This is a genomic window from Solidesulfovibrio aerotolerans (genome assembly GCF_009856865.1).
In the GTDB taxonomy this organism is placed as follows: Bacteria; Desulfobacterota; Desulfovibrionia; order Desulfovibrionales; family Desulfovibrionaceae; genus Solidesulfovibrio; species Solidesulfovibrio aerotolerans.
In genome coordinates, this window is sequence record NZ_WVUD01000015.1 from 17,724 (window position 1) to 44,252 (window position 26,529).

Sequence of the window (26,529 nt, forward strand, 5' to 3'; positions counted from 1 at the left end):
CTGATTGTAATCGTTAGAATTTTTCGAAATCGTTGTCATCTATATCGATATCAAACTTAGCGGCTGATGTTTGTCTTGTGGTATTAGTCTTACGTGCGTGGCTAGTGGGTAAAGCTTTGAGGGTTTTTTTTCGTTGTCTAACGGTATTACCAACTTGGAAAAATTCAATTGTGCTTTGAAGTTGTTCAGCTTGACTTGAGAGTTCTTCAGATGTCGATGCCATTTCCTCGGAAGCAGATGCGTTCTGTTGGACAACCTGATCAAGTTGAGTAATGGCTTTGTTTATCTGATCTGCACCTGAATTTTGTTCCATACTTGAAGCCGCTATCTCCTGTACTAGTTCGGCCGTTTTCTGAATATCTGGAACCATTTTGGTCAGCATTTCTCCAGCTTCTTCAGCAATTCGAACACTTGAGGTAGAAAGATCAGAAATTTCCGAAGCAGCACTTCCACTACGTTCGGCCAGTTTCCTGACTTCTGCGGCTACGACCGCAAACCCTTTACCGTGTTCACCTGCTCTAGCTGCTTCGATAGCTGCGTTAAGGGCTAACAGGTTGGTCTGACGTGCTATTTCTTCAATGATCGAAATTTTTTCAGCGATATTTTTCATGGCGGTCACAGCTGAAATGACAGCTTTTCCACCTTCTTGAGCGTCTTGTGCGGCTTTGACTGCAATAGACTGGGTTTGCTGGGCATTCTCAGCATTTTGTTTTATGTTTGAGGACATTTGCTCCATGGATGAAGAAATCTCTTCAACGCTGGCCGCTTGTTCTGTTGCACCTTGAGACATGCTTTGAGCTGAAGCAGATAATTCTTCTGAACCAGAAGCAACATTCTCTGAGGCAGATTGAATTTCAGCCACAACCTCACGCAATTTTACAACCATAGTATTAAGGGATGCTGCCAAAATACCGATTTCGTCTTTTTGATCTATTTCAAGGGTTTTGGTGAAATCTCCGTTAGACATGGCTTCGGCAAACTGAACACCCTTTTGAACTGGCCCCGTAATTGCTTTTGTTAAAACGACTGAAACGATAATACCTAGGAGAAGGGCGATAGAAAGTCCTACAACCATGGTAGTAGAGGCAGTCCCAAGACTGGTGACTGCTTCCTTCGAAATCTCACTTGTTTGATCCATCCCAGCCATTGAAGTTTGTGCGGCAGCGCTTAGTACTGCTTGACCGATTTCTGTGCTTTTGACGTTGATCTTTTGCAATTCATTCCAGTTGGTTAAAAGACCCGTCATCGAAACTTTGTAAGATTGTGCAGAATCAGATATAACTGCGAGTTGCTTGAGATTGATTTCATTAAAAGTGATGGTTTTAATTTTCGAGAGCAAGTCTTCAATTTTTTGAAAGTTACTCATTGCTCCTTCGAGTACCTTGGGCTCTCGAAGTGCCTGCGCTTTCCAGACCAAAATGCGTGTTTCTTTTCCGATGTCTATGACATCATTTATTAAAGAAACCTTGCTTGTCCTTTCTTTAAGTTTGTCGCCAGATGTTCCGTTGGAAATTTCTTTGGCAAGGGCATCTTCTTGGCTTTTAAGAAAATCATTGGCATTTTTCATGTAACTAGCAGCTGCTGTGTCAAGCAGTTTTCGGTCTTTATCTAGTGCTTGGATTTGAGTTACAGTTTGATCGGCAAGTTTTGAATACTCATTGACTTTGCTTTGGGCCAGAGCAACGTTTTCCCGTAGTTTGACCAGGTCAGAGTACTTGTCAGCGTGTGTTTTTGCATCAGATAAATACTTCTGAACCTGGTTAAGTTCCTTTTTACCTTCCTCGAGAAAAGATGTTTCTTCTGAAAGACTGTATCCACGCCACGCATACATTGTGAGGAATGAATGCCGCTCAACATTTGTGGCAACCGCTACTTCTGGTACGTACTGGTCAGATAGTTTTTTTGCATCTTTCTCAACAGTTGTCATATTGAAAACAGCCATTCCACCAAGCGAACACGCTATTAATATAAGTATGCCAAAGCCAATGCCAATCTTCATGCCAAGTTTAAGATTTCGCATTTTATCCTCCGGTGATGTGTGTTTTTAAAAAATCAGCGCATCAGTAAAAAAACTATCAAAGAGCTATGACCGGCGCTTTGTCTTGCCCAACAGCATCAAGAACGACAGCTAACTCTTGTGAGCTGAAAACTTTGTTGATGTCCAAAATTATGATAAATACTTCATCTGACCGACCCATCCCGACAATGAAATCTTTTCGTATGGCAGTACCCATATTGGGTGGTGGCTCGATTTGTCCTTCATCCATTTCGTAGACTTCACGGACAGAATCAGATAGAATACCGAAAATAGTTTGGTCGCCTTCAAAATTAACTTCTGTAATTATAATGCACGTATTGATGGTTTTTTCGGTTTGCCCGAGGCCAAACTTTACTTTGAGGTCGACTACTGGGACTGCGTGCCCTCTTAAATTGATAACACCACAGATATAGTCCGGCGTCCTGGGCATTCTGGTGATGGTCACATACTCAAGAACTTCTCTTACATGATTAATGCTTAAGGCGTATAACCCTTTTTCTAGGGTAAAAGTTAAGTACTGGTCATCGCAGCTATCTGTTGGTTCTTTCATCGATTTCTCCCGTCAGGTTCCCGGGTTTCAGGGTGAGTGGCCGTGCTATTTCTTTCGATGAAGCATCGCGCGTTGTACTAATGCTATGAGAGTGGTGATTTTTTAAAAAGCAATTCATATACGCTCCCAAACATCACTTTGCAGAAACTGTTAGGTTATGGAAATATATTTACTTTTTACCTCCGGTGCAAAATTTTTTCAAGCTAAATGTTTTGAGCAAAGTAGTTGCGCAAAAAAAATCAGTGGGATAAGTTATAGGGTTGGGAGCTTACGCTCAAAGTGGAATTTGCATTGTCGTTGCATTTGTAAACAGATATATGTCTCGTCTGGCATAGAAAATTGCTATTTAAAGCAGATGTTTTTTAAACAATGACGTTTGCGATTTCCTGGGTTTTTGCCCCAGAGGGAACCCCAAGGATCCGGCCACTGGAAAAGCCTCAAGACGGGGCTGGTAGAGAGATTTGGGGTGTCCAAGGGAAACGCAAGCCCAAATTTATCCCGGGCAAGGGCTTTAGCTGTTTGTATACAGATAAACTGTGACATCACCGACTTTTGAAAATTCCAGTTTACTGGAACTATTGATTTTCAGCAGATAGCTTGAAAGTTCGCTTAGTTGGCTCTGAATGCCATTTCGAACCAAAAATGATGGTTTCCGATGGCATAATCCTGCCATTTCCAGCCCCCGGTAGCGACCAAACCCTTTGAAACTGTCCAGTACCTGGACCTGGAGTGGGGGAGGGGCCGTACGGCATAGCTATCTGTCTAAAATATAATATATTTTTCAAATACGAGTTTTCTTTCGTTTTTGACTGGACTGAAAAGCAATTATTGGGCGAGTCCCAAAGTTTTACAAGATTTAAGCATTTCTCTCTGGTGGAGTAGTTCTTGGATCTTTATGAGCCTATCGAAAATTTTAGGCAATATGGTGTCTATCCCTGAGTTTACAAAATCAGTGTAAATATGTTCAACAAAGTTTATGTCTAAATAAAAAATCTTGAGCAGCTTTTTCCTGCTATACATATTCAGGAAACTTTCGATCTCTTCAAAGTTGATTGCTAACAATTCAGAATAATACATGACGAGTAGAACCTTTCGTTCAAAAGAGGACGGATATGTTTCGCCGAGAATGCCGTTTGATATAAATCTAAGATCTTTGTAGGGCATATTTTTTCTGAGGGTTGGGGGGTGAGCTCAAATGTCTTTCAGATAATATGAACTCACCCCAGTTGATCTTGGCCAAAGCTTCTACTGACGATATGCACTAACGGATCAGACAGTAGGTTGATATGCTTAAATATTATTTTCCATCATTATTTCCCTAGTGCAAGTGACTTCTTGCCGGCAGGAAGAGCAGACGCACTAGAACCACCGTCCGACTTCATCTCATCAATGAGTCGCTTTAGGACCTGTGCCTGAGTGGCCAACTCACCGACTGCCTGTGCCGATTGTCTCATTCCATCGGAGGTTTCCATGGAAACCCTGTTGACGTCTTCAATGCTTCGGTTGATCTCTTCGCTAGTTGCGGATTGTTGTTCGGAAGCTGTTGCGATAGCCCGCACTTGATCCGTAGTTAAATCAACAAGCGTGACAATTTCATTGAGAGAATCACCTGCTTTTGTCGCTAGAATCGTAACCGAACTGATCCTTTTTACTGCTAAATCAACGTTTCCAATGTTTTTATTGGCTTCGTTCTGGATGCCCCTGATCGCATCGCCTACTTCCTTCGTCGCGGTCATGGTCTTCTCTGCCAATTTCCGAACTTCATCAGCTACTACTGCAAATCCTCGTCCTGCATCACCTGCCCGAGCAGCTTCAATTGCTGCATTGAGGGCTAGAAGGTTTGTCTGGTCAGCAATATCTGAAATAACATTGAGAACTTGCCCAATTTCTAGAGCTTGTTTTCCAAGTAAAGTCATATCGTTTTTCAATTCAAGAGCTGTAGATTCTACTTCAGCAATGCCTGTGACAACTTCAGTTACCACAGTGAATCCATCTTGTGCTTGATGTTTAGCTTGGTCTGCGGTTTCTGCTGCTTGAGAAGCATTTTTTGCTACTTCCATAACCGTAACGTTCATTTGTTCCATGGCAGTCGCAGTTTCTGCTACTCGTTGTGACTGAATTTCAGCTCCTTGAGTCGATTGTTCTATCTGTGCCGATAACTCTTCTGATGCAGAGCTAACAATTTCTACGACACTTTCAATAGAACTAGCCGCTGCAGTCATGCCTTCAGCTTTTGCATGTTCAGCAAGTGCTTTTGCTTCTTCAGCTTCTTTCATAGCATCATTGGCATGCTTGGATTCTTCCTCAGCTTTTTGGCTATTTGCTTCTGCTTCAGCAATTTTAGATTTTAAGTTTGAAATCATCACGTTTAAAGATGATTTAAGGCTCCCGAGTTCGTGCGAAAACTTTTCGTTAAGATTGGCGTCAAGGTTGCCGTCAGAGACTTCTTTTGCGTAAAAAATTAGATGGTTAATGGGGTGAGTTATCGAGCGCGCAAGTAAGTATGCGACTGATAATGACAAGATTAGTGTAAAACCAACGCCACAGAAAACTCGTATTAAGGCAGAAGATATTTCATCCTGAATCTTTAAAAGATTTGCAGCAATGGAAGCCATTTCCTTCGTTCTTACCGCGTTTAACGAGTCGACAACTCGCGTTATTGTGGATAAGAATTCTTTGCTATTTATTCCAAAGTTCCCGTCGTTCGCTTTGGTCAAGACTGTGTTGAATGTTTTGTTTGTGTCAGTCCAGGCTTGTGACTTTTTGCTTTCGTCGAGCAGAGTGTTGGCCTGTGAACTCAAAACCATAGCCTTTGAATCAAGATTTGCATCAATGTTGGACTTAAACGTTATGAGGCGAGTAAACATTTCTTCGTTTATTGGTTTGTCTAAAGTGAGTATCCCAGAGAGAGTGGCTCTGAGTTTCCCAGCGTTTTCCTTGGCAGTTTCTAGTATAATAATTGTCGTTAATGCTTTTCCGAATCCTCGTGTAGTCTTTGAGTTTGCAATAGCAGTTTCTGTTCCCATTAGAGTTGCAATTATTTGTCCGTAAGCATCAAAAATTTCTTTTGTCGAGCCTTTTGAGTCAGCTCGGTTTCGAATTTTATCAATTTCTGATATTGCTTGAGATGTTAAGTTTTTTGTACTTTCGCTGACTTTCGCGGTTTTTAATTCATTAATCACAGGTGAAATTTGGCTAGTCGAAGATTTTCTCTGGTTGGCCATATCATCTTGAGAACCACCGGAGAGATATATCGATGTACGCCCTCGTTCTTTTTGTAACTCGTGTACCAAGTCGGATACTGCCACAAAAAGCTTTGTATTATGCTCCATATTGTCTATAACACTAGATTCATCTATGCTGATTTTTGTATAGACAAAACTGATTGCTAAGAATGCGATGAGTGGGATCGCTACGAGAACGATTAGCTTGCTGGAAATCTTCATAACAAAAAATCCTTTTAGGAGCGTACTGTATTGATCTGAGATTAGAGCCACAGTCTGGTAATTTTTTACCACAATTTTGGGACCGAGGGCAAGTAATATCTATAATTAATTAATGTGAAAGTACTAGTCAAATTTGGCATATGTCAAATTTAACACAAGTTCCAACATCACTGTTTCCAAAATTTCCCCTTGACCTCCCAGCCCGTGGGAGTGTAGTCCCCTCCGACCAACGACGAGCCAACAAGCGCCAACGTCTTTGGTACCCGAAAATTTCTGGGGAATGGAAAATTTAGGGTTGACTTCGGGAAGAGTTCGGAATAGATATCACCTTCCCTGATTTGAATTTAGGAGCGTAGCTCAGGGGGAGAGCACTTGCTTGACACACCACAAGCAGGATTTAAACCCCTAAAATCTTTAAAGAAATCCCTATGAAAAAGTGATCTCGTTGGCGAGTAGCCAACGGGATTTTCTGTTTTTATTAGGTCTACTTTCGGCCTGTTTGGTGCATCCGTGGTCGGCCTGTGGCGGTCCAGCCAACTCGGTTCCAAATCTGCCCTCCTGGGCTTTGGACGGCCTGGCCCATGTCATTTCCCCGGGCCTGCCTCCGGCTTCTCTATGGGCCAAATATCGACCTTCTCGGCCACCTCTGGGGTTTGGTGCCGAATAAAACTGTGGTCCACCTCCTGGGTATTTTCTTTTCCCAATCTGCCGGTTTCTCTTTCCCCTGGCATCTGCTAACGTTTGCTTGGCACCAGTGCCATTCTGGCTGTCCGCCGCATCCGGTCAAAACCCGCTGTCCTGGCCATGATCCGGGGGAATGACCTTCCCTGTGGCGGTTTATGTGCACTGGTTATACCCATGGGGTAGGGCAGGTACACTTCCCAGAGGACAACCCGACACTTGCCGTTAAAAGATCCTCCTCCGTCCTCAACCTTAAGAGTTTCCATGGGTTTGTAAGAGAATCTTTGTTTTAAAAGAGAATCGAATAAGTGTTTCGTAAAGATTGAATTTTAAAAAATTACAGAAGTCGAAGCTAAATTAAAACAAGATAAACTTATTGATTTGTTATAATATTAAATCCAGCTTAGTCAATGTCTGATTGTTCTTTGACAACTTAAAAATGGAGGCAAGACACCTCTGCTAAGGTATCTTGCCTCCGGGTCATCCCCTATTTCTTGCAAAAATAAGCTTCAAGATCTCTTTCTTCTTGAAGATTTTGATGAAAAGTCTCACAATTGCTGTCAAATCTTGCTTTTTCTGCTGCTTTGATTGCTTTGATGTTGTATTTAAATTCATTCATAGTATATTTATCTTTTACTGGAACATAATGCTTCGCATAGCAAGACTTGCAAAGAAACTTCCACTCTTCACCGACTTTGCAATTAAACTTATGGGTGTTGTCCCACAAACAAGTTTTTCTAGACATAGTATTTCTCGTTAGTTTTATAGTTTACAAAAATAGTTGAAGCGGAACACCTTGGTAGAGGTATTCCGCTTCAATCCCTAGGCAATAGATAGTCCAGGTAGTAAACGTACTGCTCTTTCCTTTTCTCCTTCCATGTAATGGTAATAGGTATCAGCAGTCATCTTGACGGTGGAGTGACCCATCATCTTGGATACAGCTGCTAGATCAGCTCCTTTGCTCAACAAGGTTGTTGCAAAGAGATGCCTAAGATCATACATTCTTGTGGGATAGGTAATCCCAGCACGTTGGCAAGCATTTTTAAATGCTTTTCGAATGGTCGTTAAGCTTCTGCCCATGTACTCAATTACATAGCCAGAGATCGAACTTTTTCTGACCTCTTCCATTCGTTTTAGAAAGTCAGGATTGATTGGAACAGTTCGATATGTTTTTGTTTTGCTTGCATAGATACGGATAGTTCCATCTTTGAAATCTATGTCCTGCCATCTCAAAGATAGAAGTTCAGATTCCCCAGGACGAGTCCCTAGATTAAAGCAGACTTCCATTGCCCATTGTAAATGGGGTTCAGCATGTGCTATGATCTTCTTTACGTCTTCAACAGTTAATTTCAAGTCCCATGGTTGTACCTTTGGCTTCTTCCAGTGTTTCAAGGGATTGACCGAAGTAAACCCATTGTCGATACCGAAGTTGAAGATAAAACTTACATAGTCACAGTATTTATTGACTGTATACTGTGAACGAACCTTGCCAGTACGGTTACTTACTCCTTTGAAGTGTAAGATGAATGGAATCATGTCATCTTGATAGGTTAAGGAGTTAATTGGTTTGTCACCAAGCACCGGGACGAATACATAATTCAGAAGATGATCAATGTTTTTGATATGCTTCTCAGTTCTCCCTGAAGCACGCATGTGATCGAGGTATTTTTTTCCCAGAACTGCCAGGGTCATGCCGGAGGGTTGCGGAGTGATGGCCTGGTTGGCCGCCATATCCCCTGTACTGGCCGTATTAGCCGCCAGAACGGCCCCGGCAACCGAATCCGGATCAGGGATCGGAAGCCCCTGCTCAAGGGCATCAAGGACCGCAGAGTTGAAAGCAGCGGCACGAGCTTGAGCGAGATCACCTCTCCCAAACGACTTATCATGCCGTTTACCATCTTGATTCCAATAAACCATCCATCGGCTATCACGTTGATAAATACCCATAATAAACTCCAGAGTAGAAGTTGAGAATAGACAAAGACGATGAACAAGTTACATGTTCATCTTCAAAAGCAGAATTTTGTAATCAATTGAACTAAAAGGGGCAGAACACCCCTTTTAAGGTAAGTTAAATGGTATTCAGCAGAATTTCTTCAACTTCCTCCTCTTGCACTCCTAGATAACGCCTAGTTATGGAAGGACTGCTATGATTTAAACGTTTAGCTAAAACTTCCCAGCTAACTCCAAATGTTTTTCGTTGATGGTAACACCAAGTCTTTCTAAGACTATGTGCTCCAAAGTTGCCTATAAGATTTATCTCATCTGCCCATCTTTGGACCATCTGCGTAACGGCATAGGTGGTTATCGGGTAGTTTTTACCCTTCCTGCTTTTAAACAGGAAGTGATCATCAACTAGGTCAATGGTTTGAAAATATTCGTTCATAACGGCAAAGATCTCTTTGTTCATGATGAACACGTTATCCTTGCCAGTTTTCTTCTCCTTTATGGAGATTCTCTCTCCCAAGTCGCATGTTTTGACATCACTGATCTTAAGAGCAAGCATATCTTGCACTCTCAGGCCAGAATTGACTCCCATTGTGAAAAGTAGTCGATCACGAGGGTTGTTGCTTAAGAGCTTCTTAATGCTCTTAATATTTTTCAACTCAATGATTGGGTCTACCTTCATAACTAGGTTCCTCCTAAGTTCGAATTTAGTTGTAGGATTATATAATCGTACATTCAAAACAGGGGTTCAGCAGGACCTCCCAGATACACTGGAACGATCCTGTTGGAATTCAAAGACTTATGGAGCCTCTAACTCCCAATGTACGTTTTTACGGAAAATCGTACATTGGTATATTTTTGAATATCTATATTCTTTTGCTTAAAATCGCATAAGAAGATTCAAGATTGAGCGAATATATCTTGCTGATTTATTTGTAAATCGTATTGAAATTAAAGACGAAACAAAGAATAATGCCAAGCATGTGTTTGCATGGCATTATCCAACAAATGGTCAGTGCTCAATCTTGGTCAGAACGATAGAACCGTTCTCCACCATCACTGTGAACTCGTCGCCTTCAACCAGTTGAAGTTCTTCAAGTCCAAGGTTTTTCAGATAGAGCTTGATTTCGTTGTTCTTATTGACCTTTGGTCTGGTAGAACTTTTAACGTACATTCCCCTGACTTCATAGAAGTGGCGGTCATCACTGATCAGCTTCAAGACGTATTGCTTGAGGGTTTGCTTGTGGGCAATCCCAAGCTTCGTCATGATTTCAGTTGCTGAATCATTGTTCTTGATGCACTCTCGAAGTAAGGTCGGGTTATACTTCGATTCGATCTTCGGTGCCTTGGTGGGCTGATCGTCTTTTTTCGACATGACAAGACTCCTTGTTGGATTTGTACTATTAAATATCTGTAGGTCTTAGTTGAATAGACAATAAGCAAAAAGTAGCATGTTTAAAAAGACATCCTTATCTTATGCTTTAATTTTAAGAAAATCATAGTAATTTGCTTGAAATCGTCGGTTGTTGCGACCTCAGAAATGTTTCTACGGGCATAGAATTCGTAATTTGGCCCTAGGACGCGATTCCCGGGCCTTTTGGGGTGTACGGACCCCAGACTATGGGTTCGGGGTGGAAAGCCCAAAATAACGGCAATTTGGGGGCCTGTTTCTGGCCACACCTGGGTGGCGGAAGTGGGGGAGGGTCCAAGGACAAGGGAAAAGAGATCTGGCCGTTCGATAATCCGCATATCAAGGGATAAAAATAGAAAAAGAAGCATATCCCATAAAGGAACAAGCTTCTTCTAGCATTTTGGCCTTTCTTGAGTACCAATCAGTTAAATTGATACTCAAGAAAGCCCCAAGATCGAATGGATTGTTGCCAGTCCAAGCTCCTTGTTACTTCTGTACGTTCGGTTTTCCCGAATACAGCTATATTGAATGATGCAGTGCTAGAATGTATAGAAAATTCTTAAATTATTTTGGTATTATAAACTTTTTTATGCTCTTTTAATTGAGTATGATTTTATTTAACTTTTAAATTCTAATTTCTATGATTACTGCATCATTCAATGGTCCCTTACAGACCGCAGCCACCCATTTATTTAAGCTTCCTTTGCTTTGTTTGGTATAAATGGGCTTCCCGTGGTCAAATCGGTGTCCTTGTTTTCAACATCCCGTGCATAATCGCTTCAATATACTTGAATACATTCGTATTAGATTTCGAACGGCCATGTTTCTCATCCTGTATATCGGCCACCACTGCTTCATCTCGCTAGAGATTGCGGGCTACTGATTGTCTCAACCACTCCTCCATCTTGATTGCTCAATGATGGATTGGTTCATCTCATGGAGTTCATGATTCAAAAGGAATTGATCAGAACTCTTATTCAAGAGACTTTTTATTTTTTGACTTATTTGTCCACCAAGATTAATTCTTGACGAACTTGGACATCGATGCTTCACGGCTCCCATGACCAATTATTTAAAATATTTAAAAGTTGTGTTATCAATACTGATTAACAGAACTAAGTGTATGGTTTTTAATATCTATCAAAAATCTATGATAAAATTCAATTATATTCAAATTAAATTACTAGAAGATATAGCCTTTATCTAGGTAAATACTGAGAGTAGCAGGAGTCGAGAACATACTTGATCAAATACAATTGATAAATTATTATCGAAATATATTTGCTAATTATAAGTTGATATTAATCTAGTTTATTTTAGTGTTTTCAGAGCTTCAATAATAAGCTAGTTAATGCCATAATTTAAATTGGGAAGGAACAAAACAAGTCCCATTTGGTATATTAGATGGTAGCAAATACAACTTCTGAAGATAGAGGTTATAAATGGAATAATATCATGAATTTATTTAATATTGTCTATTATGTTTTTAATATCATTCTTATACTTGTATACTGTACTTTTGGATAAATTACTAAACCTTATTATGTTATCTATGTTTATAATTTTATTATTTAATTTTAAATAGTCAATAGTTTGCTTGATTGTCTCTAGTGTACTGCTTCTTCTCGCCTCATGTGTATGCTTAGCTCCAAGTGACTGATGATCTTTAATAAATAATTTTTTCTCTTCAGGAGAGTCAAGTGATAGTTCTCTTTTCTTTAAACCCATGATACCGATATTTTTGGACCAATTTTTAAAGTTTTTATCAAGACGTTTAGTCCAAGTGTACTTAGTTATCGATCTTGCTATGCTTAGAACTTCATTTCTTAGAAAATCTTTGTTTTGTCCACCATACCAGATATTTTCAGCAGTATATCTTAAACAGATAGATTGGACTTCATTTTTAAATAAATCATAGTCATTAAAATCTTTTACAATCTTATAAACTAATTTTCTGCAACGATGGAATACTTGCATGTGACGACCTTCGAAGAACCATTCATCATCGTCGTTGTACTTGATGGAGGGAAGATTAACAAACTCAGCAAGATATTTTAGATCATAAGACCTATTTGACCAAAAAACACTCCACATTGGAGAGAATGGGTTTTTAATTCCAAACTGGGTAAAACCCTTATCAGCTTCAAGTTTATTTTGGTATCCTGCTGTCACAGCATTGAAATATCGGATTGCTTTCCAGCTAATGTTTATAGTTCCTTTTTCTAACGGCAGAAGTACTGGATTATCAAGCTCATAGAAGTATTGGGCGTGTCGATTCTTTTTGTTCATAATAATTAAAGTTGGTTCAGGAAGGATATCATTTTCCCAAGCAAATGCAGCCATATCATAATCTAGGTCCAGAGATATGTAGCCACGTTTTTGAGTAGGAAGCTGAATGTAATTTGCCGTTGTAATAATATCTTGTTTCTTGCCAATTCTACTTAGAGATTTATTTTTCCCCCAATATGGGTTGTCAGGAAGAAAGTCATAGAATCTTTGCTTTGGATCATTCGATTTTATCATGATTGACCACCTTTATCAGACCTTTAAGGTGTGATAGCCGATGGTCAATTTATATCTGTAATGTTTTGAATGCCAAAGTCAAAATACTAATAATAAAGAAAGAAACAAAATAATATAGAAATAAAGTAAGCAATAAGGATATTTATAGGTGATTTTTGCTTCAAACTTGTTGGTGTACCGGTGGTACGCCTATTTCACCTATCCTTTCGATTGCCCTTTTAGAAAGTTCTAGGACTTTAAGGAAACTTGAATTTCGTTCCAGTAAGGTTTGCTGGGATCGGTCAAGTTGGCCTGTCGGTGGTGGGCAATCACCCAGGATTATGGGGTAAATTTTGCAAAATTCTATGCCCATAGAAATTTTTATCTAATTATTTCATGTGGTTGTGATATCAATGTGATTTTACGCTGTGACTGTTGAAAGAATGCTCATTGGTTTTTATTTATTGTCTTTTTGCTTTTTCCTATCCTTTGCAAGGATTATTTACCCCTAAAAAAGAGCCACCTGGGGGCAACCAAGTGGCTCCTTCAACTGAATGTTAAATACTATTTCAACCAAATCACAGCCTGATCGTCAACCTTGTAACCATCGCCGTTCGCGTAGACCAATATTTTCAATTTATCGACACTGTTCAATTTCTTTGCAACAGCAGTAGTCATATTGATAAGCTCTTCCACGTAAAACATATGTAAAGTCGAAGTTCTAATCATGTCAAATTGAGCAGCAATACTTTTATGCCCATTACTTTCAAGAATTTGCATGCAGCGAGTTATTCCAGGTCCACGAGGGTTCAACGGTTCTGTCCAGATAGATTCAGGGTCACATTCTAAAACAGAAGAAAGCATTTGTTCAAAGCTTGCAGTATCATTTCCAATTCCAGGCAATACCGGGCAAATCATTCCAAAGGTTTTAATCCCCAGGGAGTGGGCTTTTATCATAGTATCAATACGTTCAGATATCATGGAAGCGTTTGGTTCTATCAACTTTATGATGTTTTCTTTTGAAACTGGACTTGTAATGCTTAATCCAATTCTAATGCGGTCTCCAAATTGCTTGATGATATCAAAATCATTTTGAACGGCAGCATTCTTTGTCAGGATTCTAACTTTGCACTTCGATTTGACAAGAACTTGTTCTAGAATCTTTCTTCCAAGATTATGTTTCTGTGCTTCTGGTGACCAACAGTCAGTTATTGTGCTGATCATGACCATATCTTCTGGACCTAAATTGCTTATCTGTCTACCAACTCTAATTGCTGTCCATGGATCAACTATAGAATTACCTTGTTCAAAATATTGAAAAGAAGAAACACCAATATTTCGAAAAAGAGCGTGGGTTCGTAAAAGAGAAGGCGTAGAGCAATAAGCACAACCATGTCCACAGATTAACCCTCCATTTATAGCATGGGTTGCTAAATATTTTTTCTTGAATTCATCCGACTTTGTGACACCAACACTTCGTTGAAACTCTTTGATTTCATTCATAATCATCCTGCTTTTGTTTCTAATTGGTTTGGTTGTTTTACCATACGACAGGGATTTTACACGAAATATTTACATTCACATCTTGTAATATCTATAATTTTGTGTTTCTTTAGTGCAGAAAAATGTCAATGAACGCAAAAGATATGCTTATAGGCAAATAAAACAGAAAAAGGGCACTTTCGTACCCTTTTTCATTATCGAACATCGGTGTTTGTTGTAATGGTATTCGTAGTATACGTTTTGCTACTAAGTGGATAAAATTTTGCAATAACTACTGAAGATTTCACCAAGTATCAAATACTAATCCATCAGATATTTGCCGTTCAGTAATTTTTTTCTCCAAACTGCTGAAGTAAAAAGAATTTGCAACAGTTCTTAAAATAGTTTCTGTAGCCAGATCATTCTTAGTTAAACCAAGATTCGTGTAGATGTAGTCTTGGTACTCTTCGAGTATATTATACTTTTTGTATTTATGACCATCAATAAAATCATCGTTTGTATTGCCGTTTCTGTCTTCAGGCAAAAAAGAGAATGTAACTTCTTCTTTCATAAGTTCAGAATAAAATATAACTCTACCAACACTCACCCATCGAGCAAAAGACGAACAATCAGTAGACCAAGCTTTCAATCCAAGCAATCTTTTGTAACTACCATATGCAAAAACATGGACTTTAAAATTATGGGTATAAAATAATTCGACAACATCTTTCAAATGTTGTGGGTCTTTGCTTAAAGTTGAACCAATAGCGATTTTATCATAGTAGCCTTCAAACGATAGAAAGTGGTTAATTTCTTGCTTTGTAAAACTATGTATAACTGGAACTGGTCTATGTCCATTGTCTTCCAAATATATTTGGTTGGCCCAGTTGATTTCTAATGGATCACCATCAAATTTTTCGTCATAGTTAAAATAAAAATTGAATAAATGTTTCCGCCTTGTTAAAAACTTCGAGTATATTTTGACGTTACTTTTGTGCTTTAATGTGCCTTGATTTAAAGCCCATACTCCAGAGTCAAGTATTAATGAGTTTATATTTTTAGGTTTTTCTTCGATCATCCTCAATGTCTCTGGGCCATCAGTCCGATAGGATCTTAAGACATTAATTTTGGACTCAGGGCTTCTCGAATTAAGTTTACTCAAAATATCAGCTGTTATTGATGATTGATAAATTCGCATGCTATTTTTCCCAATCAAGACCTTCTTCTTTACATTTTATTTTAAAAAGTTCTGTTATGTAGTGTGCACCATCTTCTAAGAGATAAAGTTCGATTGATTTCATGGGATATCTTTGATCAATTGCTTGCTTTCCGAGTTTTGTAAGGTTTTCTAGAAGCAAAGCTAGTTCTCGGCATCTTGCAATTTGTTGTTTTCTAGGTTTTGTTTCAGGAGTTTCAAAATCAATCATATTTAGAAGTGTTACTGTTGGATTTTTTGATTCGTACAATTTATCTAACAGCTTTTTGTCAAATTTTAATCCAACTTCTACTGCATCTGCTATATGCTCAAGCTGTATATTTATTTTTTTCTTTTTAAATAATTTTTCGTTAATTATGAATGCTTCAACTAGTATTGTGAACATTTCAAAGTCATCTTCTTTGTCAAGGTCAAGGGTGTATGAAATGTTTTGAAATATTTTATCGATTGGGTCGGTAAACTTATGAGTGTCAACTGCTTGAGCCAGTGCCTTAATTCTTTTCCAGCCCAGGTTGTAGTACTTTTCGATGTCTTTCAGTTTGGCTACTTTTTGTCGTATTTTTCGTTCTTCAGTGCTTAAATTAAAATGTGTTATTGCAAATACTTCCCATGTTCCGTATGTGCATGTTTGTTTTGCTTTCAATATTATCTTGCCTGATTGTATTCTTAAGATTGCTTGCCAGATGTCGTCTTTATGTGAATCCAGGCGTATGCGTATTTCAAGGTCTGTATAGGCTCGTTTTAACTTCTCTAAGTTTTCTTCTGAATCTGATAATTTCTCCTTGATTAAAATGTCAATAGCTTCAACTTCAGGGCATTCATTTGGGTGTTTTCTTTGGTTTTGGTTGGGTTCTTGTTGATTTGCTAGTACGGGCAAGTTGTTATCATTCTCTATCATGTTCATCTCCAAAAAATAATCAGTAATTTAAGGTAGTTAGCATAAAAAGACGAACTTTCCGACGATCTGTTCTAACCAGCTAAAATGACTGAAAAAAATGTGCAAGTGAGACAGCAGTGACCTTTTTGCCGAGATACCTCCTGGAATTATCTTTATCTATACCAAAGTTCTCCCGACGCAATGTCGCATAAAAGTGATGAAGCGGTTGAATAAAATAGGGTGGTAATAAACACAGTGCAGGTGTTTTCCCTTCATATTCGACTTTAACACTGGTTAATTGCTGCATGTGACTTCCTGGTACTATTATTTTGCTGTTACTTTTTTAAAAAATTTGTATTAGAGTGCGCACTTGTCATTGACTTTTGGTAATTACCTTTGAGGTTGAAGTCAAGTGCCGGTGGCGCGGCCAAATGTGTCGGTGGATACCTTTTTTCACTGTGAGATTGCAGTAAATATGCTCAATTTACCACTTTTATCCCAATTTTTAGGGGGTAGTGCTCGAAAATCCGTGTTTAGAGATTAGGATTTACCACTCATCTGGTGGTTCTTGGTTGCTATTGGGTTTTTTGCACCACTTTTGCTCGAAGAGCAACGCACTTATTTCCTCGTATTTTTGTATAGAATTTGTGCGTTACAAATCGAATAAAATCAGTATGTTTTGAAAGAACTAATCGTCCTCGTGCAGCATCAAGGTCAGAACTGGCTCCCCCTGATCACCAGGGCCAATGTGCGCGATGACCTCGACTGTCTCCGTTTTCCCAGGGGCCATGAGGAAAGCAACCCGGACTGTCGCTCGATCCGCGCCGGCATGATTCTTTCTGGCAGCGCACAGCACAAGGAACAGGAGGTCGTGGAGGCGGCCAGCTGTGGACTGACCCTCGCCTTCGAGTCCGGTGGGTGGTTCGACGTACCCGTGAAAGAGGGTAGCGGTGACGACGGTATTCACCTTGAACCCGACTCCCCTGGCAGCATCGGTGACATCAATGAGAACTCCGTCCTCGATTGCTTGTTGCCGTGTATAAGAATAAATAAGATTCCATTCGTTATCGGTGGTCATCTTCTTGATCCTGTTCTTGAGTGGTTAGAAGGGCATCGAGTTTGATCCGAAAGCTATTGCATAATTCAAGACCTACCTCGGCACATGAACGGGTCATGTCGTCATGGATTCCTTCAGATTGTTTGCTCATGATCTTGAAAAGTTGTTCAATCGGATGAAATCCATTGATTATTTCCGTTTTTAGATCAAGAAGGTCTTGATGATCTTTCCCCATCGTTCTCGCCTTTGTTTTATAAAGGTTGTCAGGAATGTTTTATGTTGTGGAAGTTTCTCAAGAAGAAGTGCTGGGACTAAGAAAGTTCGCAGGATGCTATTGCTAACACCCTGCGAAGTCGGCATAAAACTTACTCGTCGGAAGCGTCGTTCATCTCCTGAACGAACTGCTCCTGGTCGGCAGGAGACATACGCTCGAAGGAGTCATGCATCTCTTCACGTTCAGGATCAGGACCGAGGTCAGGTGCGCCAGGGATAAAGACGGGGCCAAAGGGATTCTCAACCATAGGAATTACCTCCGTTTAACTGGGATCGAGATGGAATGTCGCAGGTGCCGGTACTCGGGTGAGAGTACCCTAGGCTCGGGGGCCAGGTCACGGTGAAGGTGGAGTGGTTGGGACAGCGAGCACTGGAAACGGACATTGGGCTTAAACTGGGATTCCCTAGGGTTTTGGCCCAGGGGGAGACAAAGGGGGGAGGCCACTGGGAAAGCCCCAGGAAGGGGGCCTAGGGCGCGAATTAGCGGGATGTCCGGGTGGGTAGGCTAAGTCGGGATGATATGGGGGAGAAAATTCCCCTTAGTACTGATAACCGAAAAGTACAAAGAACTAGGGAAGTGCTTTGAAACATGAAAATTAAGTTGTTTATAGGTAAAGCTTGGGTATGGATGGAATATTGTTACAAACTATCTAAAATTAAAATATATCACTTTATCCCTGGATGATTTGTAATGCCATCTTTGGCAATGAGTTCGCTTGAGCTAACATGGCAACTGAAGCTTGTGTAAGTATTTGCTCTTTCACGAATGAAGTCATTTCTTCTGCAACATCTGTGTCAGATATTTGCGATTCAGCGGCATGGAGATTTTCTGCTTGGGTTTGTATGTTTGAAATAGTGTTTTCAAGTCGATTCTGTGTTGCTCCAAGGTTGGCTCGAATTTTGTCTTTCTTGACTATGGCTTGATTTAGAGATTCCAACGCATTTTCTGCGCCTTCTTGTGTGTCTATCCTTGTACTAGCTATCCCAAGATTATCTGTCGAAACAGATCCAATACCTACATTGTAATAATCCTCTTCTTTTTTGTTGCCTGTCCCGAAATGTACGGTTATGTCGTTGATGTCGGGTGTACTGTCTTGTAGTAGGCTAACATCACCGCTCACATCGTAATAATCCTTAATAGCATCTGGAGATAGTGCTTTATCATAAATTCGAACGTCATCCATTGAACCGTCAAAACGTTCGTAAGCATGCACTGCCTGAAAAGGGTCGTAGCCAAAATAGGTATCAGCAAGAAATGCAACGTTTCCTGTCCCATTGTTAGAACTAATTACCTCATCACCATCCAGGTATAGACGATACTGGCCGTTGTCATATGTATTTGTAACAAGATGCCAATTATTTAAAGAAGGCATAGTTGGAGACAAATAGTGGTTTGTGTAGACACTATTTGAATACCATACTTCAATATTGCCTGCTGAATTTAATTGAATCTCATATCTTCTCTTTCCTGAAGGTGCATTAGATGTAAATAATTGCTGTTCTTGTCCGGTCAAACTGTTCGTATTGAACCAAAACTGGATAGTAAATTTATCACCTGTCATGCCAAAGTCAGTGGTTAAACCACTGTTCGTACCATTGAATTCAATTGCGCTACTACCCTCGACCCCAGTTACAAATGATGTACCAGTAGAAGTGGAAGTGTATCCATTTCCTGATGTATCATTAATCGTGCCATTGAAATCTAAGTTGAACATCATATCGTCGGATAATTGATTCTTTGTTGTTTCAATCCTTGTTAAATCTCCATTCAGTAATTTTGTCCCATTGAACTCTGTTGATTGTGCGATTCGTTCAATTTCTGATTTCATTGCCTGAAATTCAGAGTCAATAATTATTCTTTGATCTGATGTATATGTTCCAGTTGCTGCTTGTTCCGCAAGTTCTTTCATACGAATCAACTTTTCATCAACAATTTGTAAAGCTCCATCAGCAGTCTGAATCATTGAGATAGCATCGTTAGCGTTCCTGATTCCTTGGTTCAAGGTGCTGACATCAGATCGCATCAACTCACGGACTGCGAGTCCGGCAGCGTCGTCGGCGGCTGAATTGATACGCAATCCAGACGACAGCCGCTGGATAGAAGTGCTCATCGCCCCATAGTGGGCTGACAAATTCCTGGCGGAATTCATCGCCATGAGGTTGTGGTTTATGATCAATGCCATCCGACGGCATCTCCTTCCAGGTCCTAAGCGGTTTCACTCATTCTCGATGGCAATTATTTCCGGTGTCCCAGCACCTACATCACTAGAGATCGTGAGACGGTGGGAAAAAAGGGCAGTCAGGATAGTTTCCATGATACTCAATGCATTTCGCATACCCGGTTTGCTCATCCGAATTTTATTCTTGAGTAGACAGCCGGTATACTCATATAATATGTTTAAATATCAGATTGTTAGGTAAGTAATCGCCGGCGGAACAGGAATAGAAATGTGTTCGAAAATTGGGGTAAACCGATCAGATGGTTCTGCCAAAAGACTGACGTTCGAACGGGATCATGAAGGAATCCGGTACGGGAAGGTTACCCATTCCTTGGGGAAGTGGTCACGGGGGCGGCGGGATTATACTGGAAGAACCCTGACTCAAAACGGACAACGGACATTGCCCCGGAACGGTCCAGGACTGGGTTTGGTGGTCCCGGGGATAGAAGGGGGCGGATGACAGGGGAAAGCCCCAGGAAGGGGCCGGTAGAGAGCAGGGGAGGGGTGTCCTGAGAATGAGGAGCCGTGCCGTTCCCGAACCCAAAAGCGGAAGAAAATTTTATGCGTAATTTTCTAGTGGGTAATTGACATCTTCTCCAAACCGGAGCTATAGCGAAAAAAAGTTCCTAAAGGAGATATCTATGATTGACAAAAAGACCTGGGATGATGCCTTTAACCTTGCGAAAGCTCAAGTACGGCATGGAAATGCTGACTATTCAGACCTTAGAAGTGTGACAGAAGAAATTTATAAACAAATGATTGATATTAAAGATGTGCCAGACACGTATGATGTCACTCCAACTAGTGCTCAAAATAAAAGACTTGCTTCTTCTGACAGTAAGTTTAAGCATGAAGTCGTTAATGGTAAAGTAAGGTGTGCTATCTGTGGTAAGCTTTTTAAATCTATATCACAAAATCATTTAAACACACATGAAAACATTCTTCGTGATGACTACATGATAAAGTACGGTGTTAACGATAAGGAGATGCAAGGAACAATCGAGCGTCATGCCAAGACGGGCGATGACAACTCACTTACTATCCTTAGTTATGTCATGAAAGAGTACAACCTGAAGAGGGCAGAAGCAAAGCCTTTTGTGATTAAACAAGGATTCACAGACCTTGTAGATTTGATGGCACAAGCAAAAGAGAAGGGTATTTCTGCGCTTGAACTCTTGAAAGAGAAAGTTCCTGTTCCTAAAAAGAAAAAAGAGTAGGGTTTCACCGTACTCATGAAAATTTAGAAGCCCACGTCTGTCATGTTAAGTGGTGGACGTGGGTTTTTTTATGGATGTTCTTCATCCCCGCAGTGCCCAAAATGGAAACTCTTGGTGGACAGGTCACTGTCCAGAGGATTGATTCGGAGAAGAGGTTCCTAATCCTTTGGCTGTTGAGGGGGGAATGGATGCAATAGGTTTTTCTCCCAAGATAGTAGGTGTAATAAAAATCAAAACATCTGACTTCTCATATGCTTTACCTTTAGACTTAAACGCCCACCCGAGACCAGGAATATTACTTAGAAATGGAACGCCATTTTCCGTGTCGCTATTTTTGTCACGAGTCAAACCAGATATAACAATTGTATCTCCATCTTCTACCACCAAATTGGATTTTGTTTCCCTTTTAAAAAGTGGCGGGGTGCCTTGAACCCAATTTGATTGATTTTCGTCTACTTGGTCGTCTTTAACAAGTATTTTCATACGCAAGCTTGTGCCGTCAACAACATGTGGAGTTATTTCTAGTTTAAGTGTTGCGTTTTTATACTGTGTATTTGTTCCTTGCTGCGATGTGGTAGAGTATGGGATTTCTTTTCCGTTTTCAATTGAAGCTATTTGATTTTCCATCGTAGTTATCGTAGGGCTTGACAGAATTGTAACCTTACTTTCTCCAGCTAACGCAGTTAACTGCGCTTCAAGTATAGTGCCTCCAATCTTTCCAAAAAGAAAATTAAGTCCTGTGCCTGCTGTAGCTGCACTAGTGAGTGTCGGATAATTCAAGCCAAAGCCCGATCCAGATGATCCACCTTGAAAAAAAGGAATAGACGTATTCGTTGAAGTGGCGGTTCCTGTCGAAGCATTAGAAGAAGCGCCTGTTGCACCGAGTAAAGCGCTAGCAACGGACGCAGCAAGAGTTTCAGCTGCTGTTGCACTATTTGAAGACAAAGTATTGTTTGTAGTGTTCTTGGTAGAATTATAGTTGTCAACTCCCGGAAAGTTTGCATCTCCTGGCGGTGTGCGTGTTGCATCTGTAACGTTTTGCGTTCTCCCTAAGACGGTTGAACCTGTTGTGTTAGAAGAAAGCGACCCATTAGTATTTAATGAGCTATTAGTCGCCCCGTTTGTTGTCGCCGTATTACTGCCTACGTTTCCAACTGTAGTTGTGGAACTTGAGGTAGCACTTTGAGCTGGGGTAATTTGGAAGTTAGAATTCTTAAGCTGACCACCCCATTGTACACCAAGTTGCTGAGCGGTAGCTTGGGATGTTTCCACTATAAAAGCTTTGAGTTTGATTTGATAGGGTGGTTTGTCTATGCTATCAATAATTTTAATTACTTTTTTAAGATCAGACGGTGGACCCTGGACAATTAAAGTGTTGCTATGTGTGTCAGGTACCACTGAACAATACAGTTGCCCAGGCTGCCTTCCATATTCATTTATTTGAGCTGTTGATGGTCCTTGCGCAGCACTTGTAAACTGAGTTGAACCTTGAATCGGGCTGGTGTTATTGGAAGAAGCATTCCTTGTTATAGTATCAGTTTGTTCTGGCGTGCCCGTAGCCTTGTTTCCACAGAGCATGGAGATCGTATTGTTAATGCTTATAAGATCAGAGTAATTAATCTCAATTTTTGCAGTAGCGAAATCCTCCGTCTTCCGCTTAGTTTTTTCTTCCATTCGACTTTTATTATGTTCAGCGCTAATTTTATTTTGTGCTTCAAGATCTTCTAGTCTCATTACAGTAATAATGCTGTCGTTGATATCGTATGTCAGTCGATTCGCAGACAACAATCCTTTAAAAGTCTCATCCCATAGAGCATTGTCTACATCGATATTAACTAAAATAGCTTTATCTTTTTCGCCACTGTTAACGCCTGGTATCGATGAGGAGAATACTATATTTTGCTTTGCAACTCTAGCCATTGCACGAAGTACAGTGACAATATTCGTGTCATACATTCTTAGTGTTAGTCTGTCAGTGGGTAGCTTCTTGACTACTTCTTTCTTATCCTTTTCTTTTTCTTCTTGAACAACTACTTCTGAATATTCTATGCGCCGCTCCCTTGGACTCGGGGAAAATCCTTCAGATTTAGTTGCTTTAATATCCCATTGTTCTTTGAAAGCAGATTTCTGAGGTTTTTGTACGCAACCCTCGGATAATGTCCCAATAAGAACACAAGCAATAAGAAAAAATTTCATTACGATACCTCGATATAAGGTCTTTAATCCTGCATTTCTCTTGATCAGAATTCGATTGTTCATGTTATAAGCCCTGATCGACATGAAGGACAAATTCTTTGACACCTGTAATTTTGTTCATCACTTCGATCCTATATCTTGTGATTTCAATTATCGAAAGATTCGTTCCCTTGATTGTCTCGTCTGCTCGGTATTCGTTGTCGTTTACAATGGCAAACTTATTGGCATTAGATTCAACATAGGCTGTGTATTTCAATGCCTTGAAGTCACTATCAACGCAAGAAACGCTGGATCCGATGTGATTTATAGCCGTTCGTTTCTCTGCGCAACCGAACTGTACGAAAAGCACAGCAAATGCTAAAATTAAGGGCAATAGTTTTTTTGGGAAAAAATTTATGATCTTAACCATAGAATAGCTCCTTCGAACTCTCAAATTTTTTTAATAAAGTTATATTTTTTCGTTCAATATGCAACGCATTTCTGAACGAAACAAGTTCCTCCCAATAACTCAATTATTCCGAATGATCAAGGCCATGTTCACGGGTTATTTTTTGGTGTATCCCGCCAAATTTATCTCATGTCAAATTTAACATAAGCACCACCTGCACTTTTCCTAAAATTTCCCCTTGACCTCCCAGCCCGTGGGAGTGTAGTTCCCTCCGACCAACGACGAGCCAACAAGCGCCAACGTCTTTGGTACCCGAAAATTTCTGGGGAATGGAAAATTTCGGGTTGACTTCGGGAAGAGTTTGGAATAGATATCCCCTTCCCTGATTGAAATTTAGGAGCGTAGCTCAGGGGGAGAGCACTTGCTTGACACGCAAGGGGTCGGGAGTTCAAATCTCCCCGTTCCTACCACGAATTTACAGGGAGGCTTTGGCCTCCCTTTTTTTCTAGCGCGATGGGGCTACTGCCCCGCGGAGAAGGCGACGTGCAGGTCACAATTGAGGATCAATCCCTGGAGGCGGCAGCCGGTGAGGCATGCGGCCAGGTTCTGGCACGGGCCATTTCCGGCAAGCGTTACAAAAATACGGTTGCCTGTCTTGTAGACGGTCAAGCCCGCGATCTCGCTTCGCCCCTGCCGGACGATGCCCACGAAATCACGCCCATAGCCGCCGATACCCCCCAGGGGCTGGCTGTTATCCGACACTCGGCCGCCCACATCATGGCCGAGGCCGTCAAAAAGCTTTTTCCCGCTGTCCAGGTCACCATCGGCCCGGCCATCGAAAACGGCTTCTACTACGATTTCGCTTACGAGCGCCCGTTTACCCCCGAAGATCTTGAAGCCATTGAGGCGGAGATGCGCAAAAGCATCGCCGCCAACACCGCGTTTGCCTGCACATATGTGCCCAAGGCCGACGCCAAGGCTCTTTTCGCTTCCCAGGGCGAGAGCTACAAGCTCGAGATCATGGATGAAAACATCGTCGGGGACACGGTATCGCTCTATCGCCACGGCGCCTTTACCGACCTGTGCCGCGGTCCCCATGTGCCGACCACGGGCATGGTCCGGGCGGTCAAACTGCTTTCCGTGGCCGGGGCCTATTGGCGCGGCGATGAAAAGCGGCCCATGCTCCAGCGTATTTATGGGACGGCCTTTGCCGCTGAAGCCGATTTGAAGACGTACCTGCGCCACCTGGAAGAAGCCAAGAAACGTGACCACCGCAAGCTCGGCACGCAGTTGGATATGTTCAGCTTTTCCGAGGAAGTGGGCGCGGGTATGTGCATCTGGCATCCCAAGGGCGAGCTGGTGCGCACTATTTTGGAAGATTTCGAGCGCCGCGAACACCTGCGCCGGGGCTATCAGCTGGTGCGCGGCCCGCTGATTTTGCGCCGCGAACTCTGGGAGCGCTCCGGGCATTACGACAATTACCGCGAGAACATGTATTTCACAGAGATCGACGAGCAGTCTTATGGTATAAAGCCCATGAACTGCCTGGCGCATATGCTCATTTACAAGTCGCGCATTCGCAGCTACCGCGACCTGCCCCAGCGCTATTTTGAGCTGGGCGTGGTGCACCGCCACGAGAAATCCGGCGTGCTCCATGGCCTGCTGCGCGTGCGCCAGTTCACCCAGGACGACGCCCATATCCTGTGCCGGCCGGATCAGTTGCAGGCCGAGATCACCGGAGTGGTGCGCTTTGTCCAGGATGTGCTGGGGCTGTTCGGCTTTGATTTCGAGGCCGAGTTGTCCACCCGGCCGGAAAAGTCCATCGGCTCCGACGAGGACTGGGACCGGGCCACCAAGGCGCTCAGCGACGCCATGGAGTCCATCGGACTGCCCTACGAAATCAACGAAGGCGACGGTGCCTTTTACGGACCAAAGATTGACATTAAGCTCAAAGATGCTTTAGATAGACGGTGGCAATGCGCCACCATCCAGTGCGACTTCACTTTGCCGGAACGCTTCGACCTCGTTTATACCGATACGGACGGGGAGCGGAAACGGCCGGTGATGCTGCATCGGGTCATTTTGGGCGCGGTGGAACGATTTCTGGGCGTGCTGATTGAGCACACCGCCGGGGCCCTGCCCACGTGGCTTGCCCCGGTACAGGCCCGCATCCTCATCGTCACCGATGCGCAAAAAGACTTCGCCGAGCAGGCTCTGGAGCGGCTCAAAGCAGCCGGCATCCGGGCCGAGCTCGATGATCGCAACGAGAAACTGGGTTTCAAGGTACGCGAAGCCCAGGTAGAAAAGATCCCCTATATGCTCGTGGCAGGGGACAAGGAAAAGGAGCTCGGCGGCCTGAACGTGCGGCTGCGTTCCGGGGAAAATCTTGGTGTCAAGACCCTGGACGAAGTAGAGTTGCTGATCACGGCCGATTGCCAAGAACCATTCAAGCGTGGAGGGATGCGCTATAACTTCTGCTCCCAGTAGTGATCCTCGGTGTAACCACCGGATCCGCGCCCGCGAGGTGCGGGTGATTGCCGACGACGGCTCGCAGGTGGGCATCATCCCAACCAGCGAGGCGTTGCGCATGGCCCAGGAAAAGGGCCTGGACCTCGTCGAGGTCGCGCCCAATGCCGAGCCCCCCGTCTGCCGGATCATGGATTTCGGCCGCTTCAAGTACCAGCAGCAAAAAAAGGTGCAGGAAGCCCGAAAGAAAGCAACCACGGTTCAGCTGAAGGAAATCAAGGTCCGGCCGAAAACCGACGAGCACGATTATCAAACCAAACTGAAGCACATCCGTCGTTTTCTCGAAGACGGCGACCGGTGCAAAGTCACGGTATTTTTCCGTGGCCGCGAAATCGTGCACAAAGACCGTGGCCAGGTCATTCTGGCCCGGGTGGTGGTCGATCTTGGCGAGCTGGCCAAGGTGGAGCAGGAGCCCCGTACAGAGGGGCGCATGATGACCATGCTGCTGGCCCCCCAGGTCAAAAAACCCATCGCGCCGGTGTAACCGCCCGGCGCGTCACTGA

At 42.1% G+C, this 26,529-nt stretch carries 20 protein-coding genes, 1 tRNA gene and 3 pseudogenes; 4 read left to right on the forward strand and 20 right to left on the reverse strand.

The features are described 5' to 3' along the window. Window positions 1-13 precede the first annotated feature (13 nt). The 18 genes and pseudogenes from GTA51_RS09990 to GTA51_RS10070 form a co-directional block, all read right to left on the reverse strand. Window positions 14-2,020, reverse strand: a complete 2,007-nt coding sequence (locus GTA51_RS09990) for a methyl-accepting chemotaxis protein (protein WP_160960739.1) — start codon at window positions 2,018-2,020, stop codon at window positions 14-16. 55 nt (window positions 2,021-2,075) lie between these two features. Then, window positions 2,076-2,588: a chemotaxis protein CheW gene (locus GTA51_RS09995; RefSeq protein ID WP_160960741.1), complete on the reverse strand. Its 513-nt coding sequence runs from the start codon at window positions 2,586-2,588 to the stop codon at window positions 2,076-2,078. Window positions 2,589-3,898: 1,310 nt separating this feature from the next. Next, complete coding sequence (locus GTA51_RS10000; protein ID WP_160960743.1) at window positions 3,899-6,034, reverse strand: methyl-accepting chemotaxis protein; 2,136 nt, start codon at window positions 6,032-6,034, stop codon at window positions 3,899-3,901. 1,168 nt (window positions 6,035-7,202) lie between these two features. After that, entirely contained in the window at window positions 7,203-7,460 is a 258-nt protein-coding gene (locus tag GTA51_RS10005; RefSeq protein ID WP_160960745.1) for a hypothetical protein, read from the reverse strand. Window positions 7,461-7,537: 77 nt separating this feature from the next. Then, window positions 7,538-8,662, reverse strand: a complete 1,125-nt coding sequence (locus GTA51_RS10010; RefSeq protein ID WP_160960747.1) for a tyrosine-type recombinase/integrase — start codon at window positions 8,660-8,662, stop codon at window positions 7,538-7,540. Between the two features lie 124 nt (window positions 8,663-8,786). Then, window positions 8,787-9,344 carry a tyrosine-type recombinase/integrase gene (locus tag GTA51_RS10015; RefSeq protein ID WP_160960749.1) on the reverse strand — a complete coding sequence of 186 codons (558 nt, stop codon included), beginning with the start codon at window positions 9,342-9,344 and terminating at the stop codon, window positions 8,787-8,789. A 330-nt stretch (window positions 9,345-9,674) separates the two neighbouring features. Further along, window positions 9,675-10,037, reverse strand: a complete 363-nt coding sequence (locus GTA51_RS10020) for a hypothetical protein (protein WP_160960751.1) — start codon at window positions 10,035-10,037, stop codon at window positions 9,675-9,677. A gap of 1,497 nt (window positions 10,038-11,534) precedes the next feature. Then, a complete protein-coding gene (locus tag GTA51_RS10025) occupies window positions 11,535-12,596 on the reverse strand; it encodes a replication initiation protein (RefSeq protein WP_160960753.1) in 1,062 nt (353 codons plus the stop codon). Between the two features lie 543 nt (window positions 12,597-13,139). After that, window positions 13,140-14,078: a radical SAM family protein gene (locus GTA51_RS10030; RefSeq protein ID WP_160960754.1), complete on the reverse strand. Its 939-nt coding sequence runs from the start codon at window positions 14,076-14,078 to the stop codon at window positions 13,140-13,142. 283 nt (window positions 14,079-14,361) lie between these two features. After that, window positions 14,362-15,135, reverse strand: coding sequence for a hypothetical protein (locus GTA51_RS10035; RefSeq protein ID WP_160960756.1), 774 nt, complete (start codon window positions 15,133-15,135; stop codon window positions 14,362-14,364). Between the two features lie 121 nt (window positions 15,136-15,256). Continuing rightward, the gene (locus GTA51_RS10040) at window positions 15,257-16,171 is read right to left on the reverse strand and encodes a hypothetical protein (protein WP_160960758.1); all 915 of its coding nucleotides are present in this window, start codon (window positions 16,169-16,171) and stop codon (window positions 15,257-15,259) included. Between the two features lie 79 nt (window positions 16,172-16,250). Next, complete coding sequence (locus GTA51_RS10045; protein ID WP_160960759.1) at window positions 16,251-16,457, reverse strand: hypothetical protein; 207 nt, start codon at window positions 16,455-16,457, stop codon at window positions 16,251-16,253. 381 nt (window positions 16,458-16,838) lie between these two features. Continuing rightward, the gene (locus GTA51_RS10050; protein ID WP_160960761.1) at window positions 16,839-17,228 is read right to left on the reverse strand and encodes a DUF6573 family protein; all 390 of its coding nucleotides are present in this window, start codon (window positions 17,226-17,228) and stop codon (window positions 16,839-16,841) included. After that, window positions 17,215-17,442, reverse strand: a complete 228-nt coding sequence (locus GTA51_RS10055) for a hypothetical protein (protein ID WP_160960763.1) — start codon at window positions 17,440-17,442, stop codon at window positions 17,215-17,217. Before GTA51_RS10055 ends, GTA51_RS10050 begins: the two co-directional genes overlap by 14 nt. A gap of 130 nt (window positions 17,443-17,572) precedes the next feature. Next, window positions 17,573-17,728: a hypothetical protein gene (locus GTA51_RS10060; protein ID WP_156180977.1), complete on the reverse strand. Its 156-nt coding sequence runs from the start codon at window positions 17,726-17,728 to the stop codon at window positions 17,573-17,575. 423 nt (window positions 17,729-18,151) lie between these two features. Next, a pseudogene (locus GTA51_RS10065) lies at window positions 18,152-18,550 on the reverse strand (flagellin); the annotation flags it as partial. 78 nt (window positions 18,551-18,628) lie between these two features. Continuing rightward, a pseudogene (locus GTA51_RS21240) lies at window positions 18,629-19,198 on the reverse strand (LamG domain-containing protein); the annotation flags it as partial. A 36-nt stretch (window positions 19,199-19,234) separates the two neighbouring features. Continuing rightward, window positions 19,235-19,663 (reverse strand): annotated as a pseudogene (locus GTA51_RS10070) (flagellin N-terminal helical domain-containing protein); the annotation flags it as partial. Window positions 19,664-20,340: 677 nt separating this feature from the next. Here GTA51_RS10070 and GTA51_RS10075 point away from each other — a divergent pair. After that, window positions 20,341-20,916: a MucR family transcriptional regulator gene (locus GTA51_RS10075; protein WP_160960765.1), complete on the forward strand. Its 576-nt coding sequence runs from the start codon at window positions 20,341-20,343 to the stop codon at window positions 20,914-20,916. A gap of 123 nt (window positions 20,917-21,039) precedes the next feature. On the opposite strand, the gene GTA51_RS20940 is transcribed toward GTA51_RS10075, so the two are convergent. After that, window positions 21,040-23,175: a secretin GspD/PilQ domain-containing protein gene (locus tag GTA51_RS20940; RefSeq protein ID WP_246198079.1), complete on the reverse strand. Its 2,136-nt coding sequence runs from the start codon at window positions 23,173-23,175 to the stop codon at window positions 21,040-21,042. Window position 23,176: 1 nt separating this feature from the next. After that, the gene (locus GTA51_RS10085; RefSeq protein WP_160960766.1) at window positions 23,177-23,521 is read right to left on the reverse strand and encodes a hypothetical protein; all 345 of its coding nucleotides are present in this window, start codon (window positions 23,519-23,521) and stop codon (window positions 23,177-23,179) included. Between the two features lie 374 nt (window positions 23,522-23,895). Here GTA51_RS10085 and GTA51_RS10090 point away from each other — a divergent pair. The 3 genes from GTA51_RS10090 to infC all read left to right on the forward strand — a co-directional run bounded on the left by GTA51_RS10090 (window position 23,896) and on the right by infC (window position 26,510). Beyond that, a tRNA-Val gene (locus GTA51_RS10090) sits at window positions 23,896-23,970 on the forward strand. A 73-nt stretch (window positions 23,971-24,043) separates the two neighbouring features. After that, window positions 24,044-25,987 (forward strand): threonine--tRNA ligase, encoded by a 1,944-nt coding sequence (thrS, locus tag GTA51_RS10095; RefSeq protein WP_160960768.1) that lies wholly within the window; start codon window positions 24,044-24,046, stop codon window positions 25,985-25,987. Beyond that, window positions 25,968-26,510 (forward strand): translation initiation factor IF-3, encoded by a 543-nt coding sequence (infC, locus tag GTA51_RS10100; RefSeq protein ID WP_160960850.1) that lies wholly within the window; start codon window positions 25,968-25,970, stop codon window positions 26,508-26,510. Before thrS ends, infC begins: the two co-directional genes overlap by 20 nt. The last annotated feature ends 19 nt before the right edge of the window (window positions 26,511-26,529 follow it).

Excerpts from the sequence above, each read along its gene's own strand:
- GTA51_RS10030 (WP_160960754.1), bottom strand. The coding sequence starts at position 14,078 with ATGAATGAAATCAAAGAGTTTCAACGAAGTGTTGGTGTCACAAAGTCG.
- GTA51_RS10025 (WP_160960753.1), bottom strand. The coding sequence starts at position 12,596 with ATGATAAAATCGAATGATCCAAAGCAAAGATTCTATGACTTTCTTCCT.
- GTA51_RS10060 (WP_156180977.1), bottom strand. The coding sequence starts at position 17,728 with ATGGTTGAGAATCCCTTTGGCCCCGTCTTTATCCCTGGCGCACCTGAC.
- GTA51_RS10040 (WP_160960758.1), bottom strand. The coding sequence starts at position 16,171 with ATGATAGAGAATGATAACAACTTGCCCGTACTAGCAAATCAACAAGAA.
- GTA51_RS10035 (WP_160960756.1), bottom strand. The coding sequence starts at position 15,135 with ATGATCGAAGAAAAACCTAAAAATATAAACTCATTAATACTTGACTCT.
- GTA51_RS10075 (WP_160960765.1), top strand. The coding sequence starts at position 20,341 with ATGATTGACAAAAAGACCTGGGATGATGCCTTTAACCTTGCGAAAGCT.
- GTA51_RS09995 (WP_160960741.1), bottom strand. The coding sequence starts at position 2,588 with ATGAAAGAACCAACAGATAGCTGCGATGACCAGTACTTAACTTTTACC.
- GTA51_RS10055 (WP_160960763.1), bottom strand. The coding sequence starts at position 17,442 with ATGGGGAAAGATCATCAAGACCTTCTTGATCTAAAAACGGAAATAATC.
- GTA51_RS10020 (WP_160960751.1), bottom strand. The coding sequence starts at position 10,037 with ATGTCGAAAAAAGACGATCAGCCCACCAAGGCACCGAAGATCGAATCG.
- GTA51_RS10015 (WP_160960749.1), bottom strand. The coding sequence starts at position 9,344 with ATGAAGGTAGACCCAATCATTGAGTTGAAAAATATTAAGAGCATTAAG.
- GTA51_RS10050 (WP_160960761.1), bottom strand. The coding sequence starts at position 17,228 with ATGACCACCGATAACGAATGGAATCTTATTTATTCTTATACACGGCAA.
- GTA51_RS09990 (WP_160960739.1), bottom strand. The coding sequence starts at position 2,020 with ATGCGAAATCTTAAACTTGGCATGAAGATTGGCATTGGCTTTGGCATA.
- GTA51_RS10085 (WP_160960766.1), bottom strand. The coding sequence starts at position 23,521 with ATGGTTAAGATCATAAATTTTTTCCCAAAAAAACTATTGCCCTTAATT.
- GTA51_RS10005 (WP_160960745.1), bottom strand. The coding sequence starts at position 7,460 with ATGTCTAGAAAAACTTGTTTGTGGGACAACACCCATAAGTTTAATTGC.
- GTA51_RS10010 (WP_160960747.1), bottom strand. The coding sequence starts at position 8,662 with ATGGGTATTTATCAACGTGATAGCCGATGGATGGTTTATTGGAATCAA.
- GTA51_RS10045 (WP_160960759.1), bottom strand. The coding sequence starts at position 16,457 with ATGCAGCAATTAACCAGTGTTAAAGTCGAATATGAAGGGAAAACACCT.
- GTA51_RS20940 (WP_246198079.1), bottom strand. The coding sequence starts at position 23,175 with ATGAACAATCGAATTCTGATCAAGAGAAATGCAGGATTAAAGACCTTA.
- GTA51_RS10000 (WP_160960743.1), bottom strand. The coding sequence starts at position 6,034 with ATGAAGATTTCCAGCAAGCTAATCGTTCTCGTAGCGATCCCACTCATC.